The organism is Edaphobacter modestus (assembly GCF_004217555.1).
GTDB classification, from domain to species: Bacteria; Acidobacteriota; Terriglobia; order Terriglobales; family Acidobacteriaceae; genus Edaphobacter; species Edaphobacter modestus.
The window spans coordinates 4,443,716-4,459,036 of record NZ_SHKW01000001.1 but is presented as its reverse complement, the minus strand read 5'-3'; the positions used below and the strand labels follow the sequence as shown (position 1 = coordinate 4,459,036).

11 protein-coding genes are annotated in these 15,321 nt (G+C 56.6%); 6 read left to right on the top strand and 5 right to left on the bottom strand.

Annotated features, from left to right (window positions below):
* Nucleotides 1-189 precede the first annotated feature (189 nt).
* Nucleotides 190-450, top strand: a complete 261-nt coding sequence (locus BDD14_RS18860; protein ID WP_130420186.1) for a hypothetical protein — start codon at nucleotides 190-192, stop codon at nucleotides 448-450.
* A 353-nt stretch (nucleotides 451-803) separates the two neighbouring features.
* Here the strand turns inward: BDD14_RS18860 and BDD14_RS32480 are convergent, their stop codons facing one another.
* The 5 genes from BDD14_RS32480 to BDD14_RS31935 form a co-directional block, all read right to left on the bottom strand.
* Nucleotides 804-995, bottom strand: a complete 192-nt coding sequence (locus BDD14_RS32480) for a hypothetical protein (RefSeq protein WP_207231774.1) — start codon at nucleotides 993-995, stop codon at nucleotides 804-806.
* Entirely contained in the window at nucleotides 992-1,441 is a 450-nt protein-coding gene (locus tag BDD14_RS34570) for a zinc-binding dehydrogenase (protein ID WP_423201805.1), read from the bottom strand. Before BDD14_RS34570 ends, BDD14_RS32480 begins: the two co-directional genes overlap by 4 nt.
* A 42-nt stretch (nucleotides 1,442-1,483) precedes the next feature.
* Complete coding sequence (locus tag BDD14_RS32470; RefSeq protein WP_207231772.1) at nucleotides 1,484-1,834, bottom strand: alcohol dehydrogenase catalytic domain-containing protein; 351 nt, start codon at nucleotides 1,832-1,834, stop codon at nucleotides 1,484-1,486.
* Between the two features lie 525 nt (nucleotides 1,835-2,359).
* On the bottom strand, nucleotides 2,360-2,758 hold the full coding sequence (locus BDD14_RS18850; RefSeq protein WP_130420184.1) for a hypothetical protein: 399 nt from the start codon (nucleotides 2,756-2,758) through the stop codon (nucleotides 2,360-2,362).
* A gap of 195 nt (nucleotides 2,759-2,953) precedes the next feature.
* Nucleotides 2,954-3,124, bottom strand: coding sequence for a hypothetical protein (locus BDD14_RS31935; RefSeq protein ID WP_165420151.1), 171 nt, complete (start codon nucleotides 3,122-3,124; stop codon nucleotides 2,954-2,956).
* A 246-nt stretch (nucleotides 3,125-3,370) separates the two neighbouring features.
* On the opposite strand from BDD14_RS31935, the gene BDD14_RS18845 reads away from it, so the two are divergent.
* The 5 genes from BDD14_RS18845 (at nucleotide 3,371) to BDD14_RS18825 (ending at nucleotide 14,433) form a co-directional block, all read left to right on the top strand.
* Nucleotides 3,371-5,281, top strand: coding sequence for an FG-GAP-like repeat-containing protein (locus BDD14_RS18845; protein WP_130420182.1), 1,911 nt, complete (start codon nucleotides 3,371-3,373; stop codon nucleotides 5,279-5,281).
* Between the two features lie 36 nt (nucleotides 5,282-5,317).
* Nucleotides 5,318-7,024, top strand: a complete 1,707-nt coding sequence (locus BDD14_RS18840; RefSeq protein WP_130420180.1) for a carboxylesterase/lipase family protein — start codon at nucleotides 5,318-5,320, stop codon at nucleotides 7,022-7,024.
* 32 nt (nucleotides 7,025-7,056) lie between these two features.
* Nucleotides 7,057-8,130: an alpha/beta hydrolase fold domain-containing protein gene (locus BDD14_RS18835; RefSeq protein WP_130420178.1), complete on the top strand. Its 1,074-nt coding sequence runs from the start codon at nucleotides 7,057-7,059 to the stop codon at nucleotides 8,128-8,130.
* Nucleotides 8,131-8,346: 216 nt separating this feature from the next.
* The gene (locus BDD14_RS18830; RefSeq protein ID WP_130420176.1) at nucleotides 8,347-12,108 is read left to right on the top strand and encodes a TonB-dependent receptor; all 3,762 of its coding nucleotides are present in this window, start codon (nucleotides 8,347-8,349) and stop codon (nucleotides 12,106-12,108) included.
* A 99-nt stretch (nucleotides 12,109-12,207) separates the two neighbouring features.
* Nucleotides 12,208-14,433: an outer membrane protein assembly factor BamB family protein gene (locus tag BDD14_RS18825; protein WP_130420174.1), complete on the top strand. Its 2,226-nt coding sequence runs from the start codon at nucleotides 12,208-12,210 to the stop codon at nucleotides 14,431-14,433.
* Nucleotides 14,434-15,321 lie beyond the last annotated feature (888 nt).

Below are 15,321 nucleotides of genomic sequence, written 5' to 3'. Positions count from 1 at the left end.
CGGTCTGGGAAATGCCGGTCATTTAAGGGTTCTGGTGCAAACTTCGCTAGAGTGTGTGAACCGGGAGCCATTGGAGAATTTCTTGATGGGGTCAAGTAGCGAGAACAGCTGCCCAAACATCAGGATCAGCTACGGGTTTCCCAGCAAGTTTCGAGTCTTGAACTCTTGTTTCTGGACTGACTCGTACAATTGGTCGAGATCGCTAAGGTTCGCAACATCGCCCTGTACTGCTGTGACATTTTTGCCAATTTCAGCAACGGCGGCATCGAACGCGTCTTTACGGCGGCCCGTAATAAGGTGATCTATACCTTCTTGGACAAAGCGTTTTTAATTTCCTCTTCACAGAATATCGACCGGATCGTTTCCACTTTCCGGGCATGCAAGCGCACGGGAAAGGTGCTGGTGATCGACATCTATACGGCGTGGGTGCTCGAGTTGATGCGGCCGTGACCATATCGCCATCGCCGTAAATCGCTCGAACTTTAGGGATGAACCTCTGCTGCATTCGGGCGTTGAATGGCTTGATCACAGCGTCAAGAAACTCCTGACGACTCTTATAGGTCCTGGAAACCGGCGCATTTCCGACGATGGTCCATTTTGCCTCAGGAGCCAGTAGATCGAAAGGGCTAGCGGTTCCCTCACTCCACATTTCGAATGCATGCCGGACGTGCTCTTTGTTCCTCGCCTCGAGGTTCGTGTCTGTGGCCATTGTGTTCCCTCCCATACAACTGTGAAGGAGGCAGATGACGACCGTAAGCATGAGGCTAGAAATCGCGCGCATCATCTGTCTCCTTCGACCATTTTTATCGGGCGGCTGCCATTGCAACCTGTTCTTGATTGGATTGCCTGGTACCTTCCCCATAGACAACCACCGCTCGCCCGACGATATCTCCGTCGCCCATCAACTCAAGATTCTCGTTGATGTCTTGAAGCCGTATGCGTTTGATGGCATGCTTGATTCTTCCCTCTTGAGCAAGAGCGATCACTTCGCTCAAGTCTGTGTAGTTTCCCCAGAACGATCCGTGATATGAGTACTCACGCGCAACGAATGGGAATAAAGGTATGTCGATTCGGTTACCCACAAGACCCACGAGACGAACGCCCCGGCCGTCGCTAGCAATCCAAGGCCCGTCTGAATCGTCTCTTCAGCGCCAACGCAGTCGATGGCTCCATAGATCTCGCTTTGGCCTGTCATTCGTGTGAGATCGCTACGAATATCGGCGAGAGACTTACCCCTGGTGTTTATCACGAAGTCTGCGCCGTGCTCCTTAGCGATCAATAGCTTTTCGTCGCTCCGAGCGAAAACTACGACCGATGCCCCCGAACTGAGCAGCTTTGCATATTGCACCGCGTAGGTCCCGAGTCCGCCCGCGCCAAAAAAGCGACCAGCCGATCCGGGCCGACTACACCTGCGGCACGTAACTTCTTCAGACCGGGGTATGGCGTGAGGCCTGCGTCCGTTAGCGGCGCCAATTTTCCGATTTCAACCCGAGGTTCTTGTCAATACGGATGAGGTATTTGTAGGGGATGGGGACAAATTCACCGTATCCTCCGTATCGGCCAAAGCCTGGCCATGCTCCATGCCCGCAGATCTGCTCGTTGCCCGAGCGACACTGCCGACAGGTGCATCTCCCCATCCCCCCACGACGACGACTTGATCACCTATAGCAAGATTCGCAGTGGCAGGCACAGCTCCGCCGATCTCGGCTATTGAACCGGCGATCTCATGGCCAGGGATTGCAGGGAAAGACAAATTAAGTGCTTCCTTGAAGTAGCCGTTGATGAGTTGGAAGTCGGTCCGGCACATGCCGGCCGCTTCAACCCTGACGAGCACCTCAGGCGCCTAACGCTTTCGAAATATCGTTGATGACGAAAAGCGTATGGCGCGCGTTTTTCAGTCCTTTATCTATAACTTTCTGAAGGCTGAAAGATCAGATCTAGTGATCGGGAGGGAGAGATTTCATTGGAGAGCAGAGAGCGATTCGAAAGCGACTCTCGAGAGCTCTTGCCTGTAATGGAGACTGATGTGTCGATCTACAAAGGAGATCGACACATTATTTTGGACACAAAGTTCTATCACGAGACTGCTTCGGAGTTAAGAAACTCCACGTGGAGCATATGTATCAGTTGTTCTCCTACCTATCGAACAGCAATCCTCAAAAAGGAAGGTGCGAGGGAATTCTGCTATATCCAAGGGTCGAGACAGATCTCAACGCGTAGTTTTCCATTCTTGGCTTTCCGATCACAGTGCGAACTCTCAATCTTGCGCAGCCATGACACGGCATACATTCGGATCTCCTCAGTCTGATTCCAACCTGATTCAGGTCTCCCTAGACCTTATTCAACATCAAGCGAACGATCATCCTCCTATATCCTCCTCATCCTGCGCTGCGACCAAGAATGTCCCACCTATGGCCGGATCGATCCGATCAGCCTGCGCCAAAGCCCCTTGGCTCCATCGTTCGAATTCCTCGGCTGAATCGGCTTTGTCGCGCGACTGCAGTGCTCGAATGGCTTCCACGTATTTCCTTATCTCGTTAGCCTGCTGAAATGCTGCCGAGTCCTTAAGCAGACGATCGATTCGAGCTTGCTCGATCCGCTTCTGCCGCTTTCTCGGCTCGCTCGGCTGCGAGCTTTCGCTGACGTTCCTCCTCTTCGAGTTCAGCCTTCCGTTCAACACGCCACTGATATTGACGGAGGCCCTTTCGCGATATCTGATCTCAGCAGTCAGAACAGTATCTACTGCAACTTCTGTCATTTGCGTTTCAAGCTAGTCGCCATCGCTACACTCACGCACCAGAAAAGGAGTACGGCAAGGAGAGCTCGCGTCTTCATCTAAACGATCTTAGCCTCGCGCAGTGCGTCGCCTACGGCCGCCAGGTTGGACAGCCATGCCTTGATACCCGGAGGAACCGCATGGCTGTACTCGTCGGGCTTGTTTGAGATATCGACATCAAGGGCCGGGCCATATCTGAGTCTTCGTGCCTTCGACGCCCGCGACACAACTCTTGGTTTCTTCCAGCACATAGGTGGAGTCAAGACCGACAAATGGCAGCTCTTCATAGCTACGACCGCGATAGCCCATGATGCGGTATTCGAACTCGAGTGCTTCCTTGATCGCCATATCTCCGTACATCGTACGGTGCGCGCGTTTGAAAGGCGGAGTTCCCCTAGAAGGTGACAGATTTGAATTCGCACCATCAAGGCCAAACAGTTGACGAAGCTCTAATCTCGTCTTGTATAGTGGTGTTCGCTTAATAAGCAATACTGTTTGCGTATGTTGCAACAAACATTGCTTCTCCATCGTTGCTTGGGCTTGCCCGTATGGGAACAAGGTTGAAGGTCGCACATTTACAAAGTAGGAGAAGCGATGAAGAAGATTCTTTGCTCCGTGTTGCTCGCAGGGTCGCTCGTCAGCGGCGTAGCCGCATCAGGTCCATCCTTCCGTCCAGACGTCCTATTTACAGGATCCTCGACGAAGGGTTGGCACAGCTTTGGTGGCGCGACGTGGGCGGCGTCCGAAGGCACAATCACCGGCACACCAGGCTCCGAGGCCGGTGGGTGGCTCGTCGTCGACGACTCCTATCAGGACCTCAGCTTCTTCACCGAGTTTCGCTGCGACGAAGGTTGCGAGACCGGCATTCTGCTGCGTGCGGAGAAGACACACGATGGAGGCATGAAAGGAGTCTACGTCTCGCTCAACGACTCCACTCTAGACACCTCTTTCGTCACCGTCGATGCCAAGGGAGCGATCGTCAAGCGCGACAAGCTACCGCGAGGAGGCCTGTTGGCGCGCGTTACACCACCACCCTCACCTCAGTCGCAGAACGGGAACGGAGCGCGTCCGCAGCGGCCAAGCATCGATCTTCCGCTTAAGGCGCCGGACACCTCATTGCGGCCTCATGACTGGAACTCGATCGAGATCTTCTTCGACGCCAACACCGTCCGCTCCTTTCTCAACAATGGACATCAGCAAGGATCCGTGACCGAAGACGGCGGCTACGGTCCCATCGCTCTTTACGTGGGAGGGAAAGGCGCAGCGCACTTTCGTGGGACCGCTTACCTGGATATGTCCCTGAAGGTCCGCGATGAGGAGAGAGTTGGCGCCGGCTTCCGCAAGCAGCGTCTGAGTAACTTCTACTACTCCTGGGGGACTGCGGCGGCGGACTTTAACCACGACGGAGTGCTTGACGTCCTCTCCGGACCTTACATCTACTATGGTCCCGACTATCGCAAGTCCCGCGAGATCTACTATGCCATCAGCTCCAACCCAACCACCGAGTTCGCGACCGACGCGACGATGGAATTCGCCACCGACGTCAACGGAGATGGCTGGCCGGACGTCATCACCGTCATGTTCGGTGGTGGACCCGGGGTACAGCTCTACATCAATCCCAAAGGAGAGAAGCGCCGCTGGGAGAAGTTCGCGGTGGGGAGCGGAGTGCAAAGCGAGATCGCCATACTCAACGATATCGATCATGACGGGAAGCCCGAACTCGTCTACTCCGGTGACGGCCATGTGCGTTATGCGAAGCCCGATGCCTCTGACCCAACCAGCAAGTGGAAGGTCCATGACGTCTCCGAGGCAGGGTATGGCGCAAGCCACGGAATTGGCGCTGGCGATATCAATGGAGATGGGCTCATCGACATTGTGAATCCCTACGGATGGTGGGAGCAGCCCGCAGCCGGCGCCGACTCCGGAAAGTGGAAATACCATCCATCCGGTTTCGGACAATTCGGACGCGGAATGATGGGTGGCAGCGTCATGGCCGTTTACGACGTGAATGGCGACGGTCTCAACGATATCGTGACCTCACTCAATGCGCATGGCTGGGGACTCGCATGGTACGAACAGAAACGCAGCCCTTCCGGAGAGATCACCTTCACCGAGCACATGGTGATGAACGACCGGTCGACGAAGAACGCAGGCGATGTCACCTTCTCGGAGCTTCACGGCACCGGTGTCGCCGATATGGACGGAGATGGGATTCCCGACTTCGTCGTGGGCAAGCGCTATTTCTCGCACCTCGACACCAACCTCGACCCCGACCCCCGTGGAGCCCCCGTCCTGTATTGGTATAAGACCGTGCGGAATCGAAAGGCGCCCGGAGGTGCGGAGCTCGTGCCTCACCTTATCGACACGCACAGCGGAGTGGGATCGGATGTGCTGGCCATCGATCTCAACCACGATGGAGCCATGGACGTCGTGACCTCAACACGCTTTGGAACCTTCATCTACTGGAATAGTGCGGGCCATCCCGCGGCCTCTTCAAAGAAATAACAGCTACTCACCCTATGAATTCTTTGGGAGCGGCTTATGAACTCGGACAAACTCAACCGGCGAGAGTTTCTGGGAGGCCTCGCCGGAGTAGCGGCGATCCCCGGAACTCGCGTCCAGCAAGGCTCAACCGCGACGACCGTCACAGAGTCCAACGCCTCAACGATCGCCGAGACCAGCTCTGGCAAGATCCGCGGCTACCGTCACGATGGCGTCTTCATCTTCAAGGGCATCCCTTACGGAGCTTCGACCTCCGGAAGGAATCGCTTTATGGCACCCCAGGCGCCCGAGCCGTGGAGTGGAGTACGCAACGCGTTACAGTACGGTCCGGTCTGCTACATGCAGGACCTTCTCTTCCTCGAGTCCGATCATAAGAACCTTGCCAGGACGGATGAAGATGCGTTTCTTCTCCATCGAGGGTCGGCCGTGGTCGTACCGGGAGAAGATTGTCTGCGATTGAACGTCTGGACGCCTGAGATCAATGGGTCCCACAAGCGACCCGTAATGGTCTACATGCATGGCGGCGGCTTTCAGAACGGCTGTGGGCATGACCTTCTCTCGTATGAAGGGGAGAGTCTCGCCCGAAATCACGACGCCGTCGTCGTCAATCACAACCATCGGCTCAATGCCTTCGGCTATCTCAATCTTGCGGGGTTCGGCAGGAATGAGTTTGCAGACTCCGCCAACTGCGGCCTGTTGGATCTCGTTGCCGTGCTCCACTGGGTAAGGGACAACATCCTCACCTTCGGTGGCGACCCTGAAAATGTAACCATCTTCGGTCAATCTGGAGGCGGCGGCAAAGTCATCGCTCTGATGGCGATGCCTGCCGCGAAGGGACTCTTTCATCGCGCCATTGTGCAGAGCGGTCCCTACCTGAGCATGCTGTCGCCGAACTACTCTCATGAGATTGCCGAGAAGGTCCTTCAAGAGCTGGCCATCTCCAGCGAAAACCTGCGTGAGCTTCAGGATGTCGAGCCCAGGCGCCTCTCTGTGGCGGCGGCAGAGGTGATGCGGAGGATGCCTAAATCTCCGGCCTCTCTGCACGACAACTTCGGCGGCACCGGATGGGCTCCAACGGTCGGCGGCCGCATCCTGCCCACACATCCCTTCGATCCTTCTGCGCCATCCGTCTCCGCCGATGTTCCTCTCATGACCGGGACCAACCTGAATGAGTTCATCAGTGGCCTCGATCATTCTGACGCCTACGCAATGACCTCTGACCAGGTGGAGGCCGAACTCCGCACCAGCTTCGGGCATGACAGCGCGGCCATCCTCGCCGCCTATCGCAAGGAATATCCCTCGGCGAAACCCTTCGCTCTCTACGCCACCATCGCCGCCTCGCGATTCCGTATTCCCTCGGTCGAGCAGGCGCGACGAAAGGCGGCTCTTCGAAGCGCTCCGGCCTACTCTTATCTCTACAGCTGGCGAACTCCTGTCCTCGAAGACCGCGTAGGAACCTTCCACGCCGCCGAGATATCCTTCGTCTTCGATAACGCCCAGATCTGTAATCACTACAGCGCAGACCGGCAGGATGCGCTCACGCTCTCTCGCCAGATGGGCGCCGCCTGGGTCGCCTTCGCGCGTACCGGAGATCCCAACCATAAGGATCTGCCCCACTGGCCTGCGTACGACGACGCTAAGCGAGCGACCATGATCTTCGACTCTCCGTGCCGCATAAAGAACGATCCGGAGGGCGAGGGACTTCGGTTGATCGCAGCCTCCAGGCCCTCTCCAGCAAAATCCTGAGACCACTCGGCCTCCCTCGCAAAGGAGCTTCCATGTTTCGCCCTCTCTCCCTCTGCCTCGTCAGTCTTCTCTCCCTCGGTGGCCTGCGCGCCGAAGCGCAATCGTCGGACGCCAACGTGGTTGAAGATCGGAGCGTCATGGATCCCGATGGCACTGCGCACCTCACGCGAGTGGTCCCTGTGCCGTACACCATCAGCCCCGAGGCACGAAGATCGCTCGCGAAGCACGTGACCGATCCTCCCCCTGGAGAGACACTTGAAGCCAAACGCCACAGGACCGACGCCTATCACCGTTCCGACTCAGACGTGTATCGTGCACTCTATCCCTCGAATATCACACAGGCGACAATAGCTGGTGTGCCGGTGCGTGTAATTACTCCCACGTCCGGCGTCCCTGTGGATCGTGCCGATCGCATCCTCATTAATCTCCATGGAGGAGGTTTTACCACCGACTCCGGCTCCCTCACCGAGTCGATCCCAATTGCTGGGCTCACGCGTATAAAAGTCATCGCCGTGCTCTATCGCCTCGCTCCTGAGCATCCTTTCCCAGACGCAGTTAACGATGCCGTCGCCGTCTATCGTGAGGTGCTGAAGTCTTATCGTCCTGAACACATTGCCATCTACGGCGCCTCGGCAGGGGCCATCCTTACTGGAGAGTTAGCGATCAAGCTCAAGACACTCGGACTTCCTCTCCCCGCGGGCCTCGGCCTTTTCTCGACGACAGGAGATCTCTCTTCCTATGGCGACACTCAGGCCGTTTACACCGTGACGGGGGTTGCGGGACGCCTGACTGTTCCCGACCGCCAGAGACAGTTTCTTTCCGAATACGTTGGAAGCGCCAACCCTCGTGATCCCATCCTGTCGCCGCTCTATGCCGATCTCAAAGGCTTGCCTCCGACCCTGTTTCTAAGCAGCACCCGCGACATGATGTTGAGCTCGACCACCGTGCTGCATCGCGCCTTCCTGCGTTCAGGTGTGGATGCACAGCTCATCGTCTTCGAAGCACTCAATCACGGCTTCTGGTACGAAGCAAGTCTTCCTGAAACAAAAGAGGCCAACCAAAGCATCGCGAGCTTTTTCCTCAAATGTCTCGGCCTGCATTCATGAGAATTGGTCGAAACGTCCGCAGTCACTCCGGATGACAGGTCGAACCACGCAAGCCGCTCAAGGCCTCCTAAAAAAATCGTCAACATTTTGTTGACGACAATCTAAATCGATTGCTAGGATGCGTTTGCTAATCTCGCACAACATATTGCACATTACGCAATAAACCTTTGGAACAGCGATGGTGGCAGGGCTTCTTGGTGTTGAGGAGGAATAAAAATGAAATTCAACCGGCAAAATTTGCTCGCGATCCTACTTCTCCTGCTGGCTTCGTCTGTCCCCCTGCTGCGGGCGCAGGTACGATCAGCGACCATCACCGGCACTGTCACCGACTCTACCGGAGCCGTCGTCGTTGACGCCGATGTCGTGGCTCGGGACGAGTCGACCAACGTACAGTCCAACTCAAAGACGACCCAAACCGGCCAGTTCACCATCCCCTACCTCGCGGCCGGTACTTACACCGTCACTATCGTCAAGGACGGATTTCAGAAGTATTCGGCCTCAAGCGTACGCGTGAATGCGTCAGAGATCGCGAAGGTCGACAGCATCCTCTCGGTTGGCACCGCCACCCAGCAGGTGGATGTCCAGTCTTCCGCGCAGCAGCTGCAGACCGAGAGCAGCACCATTACAGCGGCCGTCAGCGCCCAGGTGATCGACGCCATTCCCAACATCACACAAAACCCCCTTTACTACACGACACTCCAGAACGGCGTTCAGCCACGCAACCAGACCTCGAGCTCTCAATCATTGAACTCCTTCGGTATTGGAGTTGCGGGCCGTGCACAGTACTCTTCCATCGGCGTCAATGGAGGTCGCGCCTTTGAGAATGACATCCAGCTCGACGGTCTTCCCATTACCGGCAACGGCTTCAACGAGGCTGCCATCATCCCCAACCAGGAGGGCATCCAGGAGGTCCGCGTCATCAGCAATAACTTCACAGCGGACTACGGACGCGGCATGTCTGTCATGGCCATCAACACCAAGTCGGGTGGAAACCAATTTCACGGCCAGGCCTCCTACATGATCCGCAATGAAGCGTTTAATGCGAACTCCCCAGGTAACAAGGCTCAAGGCATTCGGCGTCCGGCCTTCAAGGTCAACGACTATGGCGGGGCTCTCTCGGGTCCCATCGTTCGCGATAAGCTTTTCTTCTCCACCAGCTATCACTACCTCAGCTTCAACCAGGGTCAGACCTACCTGCAGACTGTTCCCACCGCACTCGAGCGCGTCGGAAACTTCAGCCAGACTTACATCCAGGGGGCCAATGGGCAGCCCGTGGCGGCGCAGATCTTTGATCCTTACAACGTCACACAGGTTGGACCGAACCTGTATCAGCGCGCTCTGATTCCGAACGCTATCATTCCCAACCCAAACCCGGCGGCATTGTTGATGTACAGCTTCTATCCGCTTCCCAACCGCACCCCTGACGACGTCTACAACACCAACAACTACACCTCCAACGTCAGCAACACCGTTCGCCGTCAGACCCTCAGTTCGCGCATCGACTACAAGCTGGGTTCGCACTCTTTCTACAGCAGCGGAGGATACGACTTCGGCAAGATCACTCAGCCTCGTCCCTTCGGTACGGCGCCGTTCAACAACGCGGCCACCGCCACGCAGGACAACAACTACTACGCGCAGATCGGCGATACCATCACCGTGCGGCCGACACTCTTCGTCGACGTGCGTTACGGCGTCACCCGCATCAGCACCTACAACCTGGCCGGCAACCAGTCCGGCTTCACCCAGTACAACGAGTTCGGCATTGCCCCGGCTACGCAGGCTCTCTTCGCAGTCCCGGGCTCAGCGCCCGTCGTCAATCCCAACGGTTTCTCCGGAGGAACAGGCGGAGGAAGCAACTGGTCGGCGCTTTCAAGCGGACAGTTCGCCAACAAGCGCGAGAGCCAGATCGCGCACGCGATTAATGGCAGCATCACTAAGGTTTCCGGAAACTGGACCTACAAAGCAGGCTCTGAGTATCGCGTTATGCTCGCCAACTACACCGACTTCGAAGAAGGCTCGGCCAACATCGGCGGATGCTGCGCAGCCGATCCCGGCGGCAACTACTCCTTCCAATTCGTCACAGCGTCTGGAGGCTCGGCCCCCAACAACACCTCGCCCACGCAGAGCGGCGTCAACGCCGCTACCCTGCTGCTCGGACAAGGCGTCTGGTTCGTCCGTCCCGGCGCCAACCTGAAACCCGCGTACGCGGCGAAGTACTTCGCGGTCTACACCCAGAACGACTGGAAGGCACGGCAGAACCTCACCATCAACCTCGGCCTCCGCTGGGACGTGCAGCCCGGACTCACCGAGCGCTACAACCGCATGACCGCGATCGATCTGACCAAGAACAACCCCTTCGGATCAAAGGGCGTATTCGCCTTCCCCGGCGTAAACGGATACAGCCGCGGCCTCTGGGACACCGAGTGGCACGACTTTCAGCCTCGTGTCGGTTTCGCCTTCCAGCCCTACCAGGGAACTGTCGTGCGCGGAGGCTTCGGCATCACCTATCTCCCGAGCAACAGCGGATATTTCTCCAGCTCGAACGATTACGGTGGAGCACCTTTTGCGGCCGGCAACCAGGCGCTCCCCTACGGGTCAAATCCTAGCGGCGTGCCCGTAACTCGGTTCACCGATCCGGCACCTCTGGTCGCCGCCGTCGGGGCCAACCAGGCCGCGCCGCAGATATACGGGACCGCAACTACTTATTTTGACCGCAATCTGAAAAACCAGGTCGCCAAGCAGGCCAATCTGTTCGTTGAGCAGTCCTTCGGCAAGAACTCGCAGTGGATCATGTCGATCGGGTGGAGTGCCTCCTTCTCGAACAACCTGACCACCCGCAGCCAGCCTTTCCAGAACCTGCAGACCATCGATCAGGGCCTACTGGCAAACTGGCACGCGCAATACGTCGCGAGCAACGGTAAGAACGACCCATCCACGCTTCAGGTCCCCAATCCCTACCAGACGGGAGCTCAGCTGGTTCCTTTTCAGGGAGCCCTCTCCGCACGCACGATCCAGCAGCAAATTCCCAAGATGCCCTATCCTCTGCTTTGGGGAGCGAGTATCGACGGCTCCAAGGGTTACGCCGATTATCACTCGCTTCAGGCACGTCTCTCACACGCCTTCGCCTCCGGCTTCAACATTCAGGCCAACTACACCTGGAGCAAAGAACTGGACTACGTTACGACCCCCATCGAGGACGGTCAGGGAGTCAACTCCGGGGGTACCGTTGGAACCCCGGACCTCATCCACAATGGCCTGAACCGGAACTACGGTCTGGCGGACACACCGAATCGTTTCGTCGCGACCATCGTCTATAACTCGCAATTCGGTAAGAACGGCAAGTACGCCCTCAACAACCTGGTGGCCCGTGTCCTTCTTGGCGGCTGGAGCGTAGGCTCGGTCATCAGCTTACAGAGCGGCATGCCGATCGTGGTGCTGTTGAACAACAACGGTGGTGCGCTTACCTCGCGCCTCGACCGCGTTCCCGATCAGAATATCCAGGTGCCGAGTGCTCTTCAGAAGCGTTACGACGGTAAGACGACCGTCACCTTGCCCTGCGGAAAGACCGTCACCCCTGGCAAGTATCAACTATTGAAATACAATGCCTGCGCCTTCGCCGGGCGCACCATTACCAATCCAGATGGTAGCTTCGCTCCGGATATCTACTGGATCGGCAATCACGCCCAGACCAGCGGAGACCTGCGCGGACCGGGTCGCGCAAATATGGATCTGAGCCTTCGCCGTGCCTTCCCGGTCCGTGAGCGTTATCGGATTGAGATCTCAGGTGAGGCGACTAACCTTCTAAACAACGCTCAATTCAACGGAGCTTATGTTGGCAACCTGGGATCAACCAATCTTACGAATAACCCCTCCGGCGGCCTGATCCCCGGTCTTGGAACCAGTAGCACTTTTGGAACCCTAAACCTGAACAGTTTCGATCCGCGTCAGATCCAGCTGCATGGTCGCTTCATCTTCTAATGGGCCTTGCTCTTGGCGTAGCATTGGCCTCGCTTTTACGGCCAATGCTACGCGGGGACGGACGCGAACCAAAACCTTCTTCTCGATTCAGGTGGATGAATGATGAACGTACGCATCGTAAGCAAGCAAGGTCTTCGTGTCAGGCTGCCTCTGGCAGCTCTGGCCCTGTTTGCGGCAGCCGGTCTCTTCTTGGTCCGAGCCGCTGTCAGCAAAGAGTCCGACAAGACCTCTACCAACGTTGACTGGGCCACTTACGAAGCGACCCAAGGCGCGACCCATTACACTCCGCTCACGCAGATCAATAAGAACAACGTTAAAGAGCTCAAGGTCGCCTGGACCTACGACATTGGCGACTCGGTCTCGATCGACAACCCTCTCATCCTTAGTGGCGTGATGTACCTGAGCGGAAGGAACGGCTCTATCGTCGCTCTCGATGCTGCGACCGGGCGAGAGATCTGGGTCTCCGAGCCCAAAATGGTTACCGCACGTCAACGCGGTCTGACCTTTTGGGAGAGTACCGATCACACAAAGCGCCGCATCGTCTTCTATCGCGCCAACCATATTCGCCAGATCGATGTAGCGACTGGCAAGCTCGATCCCGAGTACGACGTCGATCTTAAGGTCGGCCTCGAACGCGACCCTGAGGTCGTCTTCAACGTGCAGACTGTCTCTCCTCCGCGGGTCTGGCACGATATTCTTCTGGTTGGCTCGGCACCGGGAGAAGAGTATGGATCGGCCGTTGGCGATCTGCGCGCCTTCGACCTGAACACCGGAAAGCTGGTCTGGCAGTTCCACACCATTCCAACGCCCGATGAGTCGGCGGCCAAGACCTGGGGTCCTAATCCGCGTACCTTCCATGGAGGCGCCAACTCCTGGACCGGGACCTCGGTCGATGAGAGCCGAGGCATCTTCTACGCCGGAACGGGAGCCTCCACCTATGATTTTTGGGGTGTCGATCGACCCGGCGATAACCTCTATGGTGACTGCCTCCTCGCCATCGACATCCGCACCGGCAAGATGCTCTGGCACTTCCAGGATGTTCATCATGATGTTTGGGACTACGACCTGGCTTCGACGCCGGTTCTGTTCACAGCGAAAAGCAAAGGCAAGAGCGTCGATGCCGTGGCCATCGCCGGTAAGACCGGATTCCTCTTTGCATTCGATCGCGTCACGGGCAAGCCCCTGTTCCCTATCGAAGAACGAACGGTCCCTCAGGGCGAGCACATGGAGGGGGAGCAGCTCTCGCCCACACAACCCTTTCCCACTGTACTGAAGCCGTTCGTGCGCCAAACCTTTACGCTCGAAGACATCGACCCGGCCATCCCCGAGCCCGAGCGCTCCGAGATCCAGGCGCGCTTCCGCACGCTGCGCTGGGAGGGCATATTCACGCCGCCTTCGACCGTGCCTACGCTTGAGGCTCCAGGCTCGAACGGAGGAGCCAACTTTGGGACCACGGCTGCCGACCCATTGCGCGGGCGTATCTATGTAGCCGGTGTCGACATTCCCGCCGTAATCCAGTTGGCCAAATCCACACCGCAGTTTGGGGCAGGAAACAATCCCATGGAGCGAGGTCGTTCGCTCTACCAGAAAAACTGCTCCTCCTGTCATGGCGTCGATCGAGCCGGGCACCCTCCTACCTTTCCCTCCCTGATCGGGGTCAGTGGCCGTCTGACCAACGAAGATCTGGTCGACTTCATTCACGCGGGTAAAGCTCCGATGCCTGGCTTCCCCAACATCACCGGGCAGTCCATGACCGATCTCCTAACCTATGTAAATAACGGCTTCACCCCGAGTGATGCTCCTCCACGCAAGGCGATGAAAGGTTTGGCCGATGGAGAGCCGCGCTGGCGTACCGACTACGGCTATTGGTACGACAAAAAAGGCAACGGCGTGATGCGGCCACCGTGGTCTGTGCTTACTGCGTATGACATGAACACCGGAGCGCAGATGTGGCAGATCCCTGTGGACAGCGATCCGAGCTATCCCGTTTCTGGCGTTAAGACAGGCACAGGCGACACCAACAAGGTCGGGATCGTCGTCACCGGTAGCGGCCTCCTCTTCGCTCCCGAGGCACGGATGAAGAAGCTGATGGCCATCGACGCCGATACCGGCAGAGTTTTGTGGGAGGGGGACCTTCCGGAGACAGCCGTAGGTGTGCCAGCCGCCTATGCGGTCAATGGACGAGAGTATGTGGTGGTTCCCGCAGCAAGCGGAACGTCTCGTGCTAAGCCCAAGCCGGGGAGGCAAACTGGGGGTGACTTGAAAGACCTGCCTGCCGTTCATAACCAGTTCGTTGTATTTGCGCTTCCGGAGACGAAACGTTGATACGCAGGCTTGCGTCAAGGGTGTTATTTTCAGAATTATCTGGGGTAATGTTTCAGAATTATTTTGGGTAGCGCGGGGTTTCGTTAAAACACTTCTCTTTGTGGCTCAGCGGGCTCTGATTTGGAGAAGCGGCTCCGTTCAAAGGGAGTACGCGCACCCGGATAGTTTTGGCATCTCACGCTGCCCTACTCGAGCTGTCGCTGCGTTGAGGAGGCTTTCATCCACATTTTTTATCCTTGATACCCCAAAACACCATCAATCACACACCATAGATTTAAGGGCATTCGTTAAGCGATTCCGAGAACTTACAGTCACATACACCGCAAATCTTCAATTGATCATGGCGGCCACAGAGCTTGAATTTTGGATAGAAGTTCGGACACAGGAACCTGGCATCCGCCGTTTAGGGAGGGTTCCAAACCGAAATTCTTTGGCCATTTCCTTCCAACCTTTCCGAAGATTATGAGCCAACCTCCGAATAACTACTCATAAACGCTCTTCGTTTTATTGAAGTCAAACTCAATGAAATAAGAAATCCCTGAGTCACTCACTGCGGACTGCCTTGAGCTTCATGATTCGGCTCATGCGAGGCTATCGACGACTCTTTGCCAATGATCGATCCCTAATAAGATTCGAATTGTTAAATAAATTCCGTGATGGGGTCTCCGCAATTCCCTGTTACGTATGCTCTAGGAGTTCATCAATGATGCTGAACTCGTCATCAATTCGTAAAGAATCTCGCTCTTAGTGTTCGGAACAGTGGGAAAATTCCCTGTACTTGTCCCTGTTAACGGGAATTCGCACGGAGACGGGTTCGTAGGGGACTGCGTCCACCGCCATCTAGTATAAGTTATTGAAAATAGACTACTTGTAATCGTATAAAACCTG

Coding starts and splice junctions, on each gene's coding strand:
- BDD14_RS18840 (WP_130420180.1), top strand. CDS start 5,318: ATGAACTCGGACAAACTCAACCGGCGAGAGTTTCTGGGAGGCCTCGCC.
- BDD14_RS31935 (WP_165420151.1), bottom strand. CDS start 3,124: ATGGCGATCAAGGAAGCACTCGAGTTCGAATACCGCATCATGGGCTAT.
- BDD14_RS18830 (WP_130420176.1), top strand. CDS start 8,347: ATGAAATTCAACCGGCAAAATTTGCTCGCGATCCTACTTCTCCTGCTG.
- BDD14_RS18845 (WP_130420182.1), top strand. CDS start 3,371: ATGAAGAAGATTCTTTGCTCCGTGTTGCTCGCAGGGTCGCTCGTCAGC.
- BDD14_RS18850 (WP_130420184.1), bottom strand. CDS start 2,758: ATGACAGAAGTTGCAGTAGATACTGTTCTGACTGCTGAGATCAGATAT.
- BDD14_RS18825 (WP_130420174.1), top strand. CDS start 12,208: ATGATGAACGTACGCATCGTAAGCAAGCAAGGTCTTCGTGTCAGGCTG.
- BDD14_RS18835 (WP_130420178.1), top strand. CDS start 7,057: ATGTTTCGCCCTCTCTCCCTCTGCCTCGTCAGTCTTCTCTCCCTCGGT.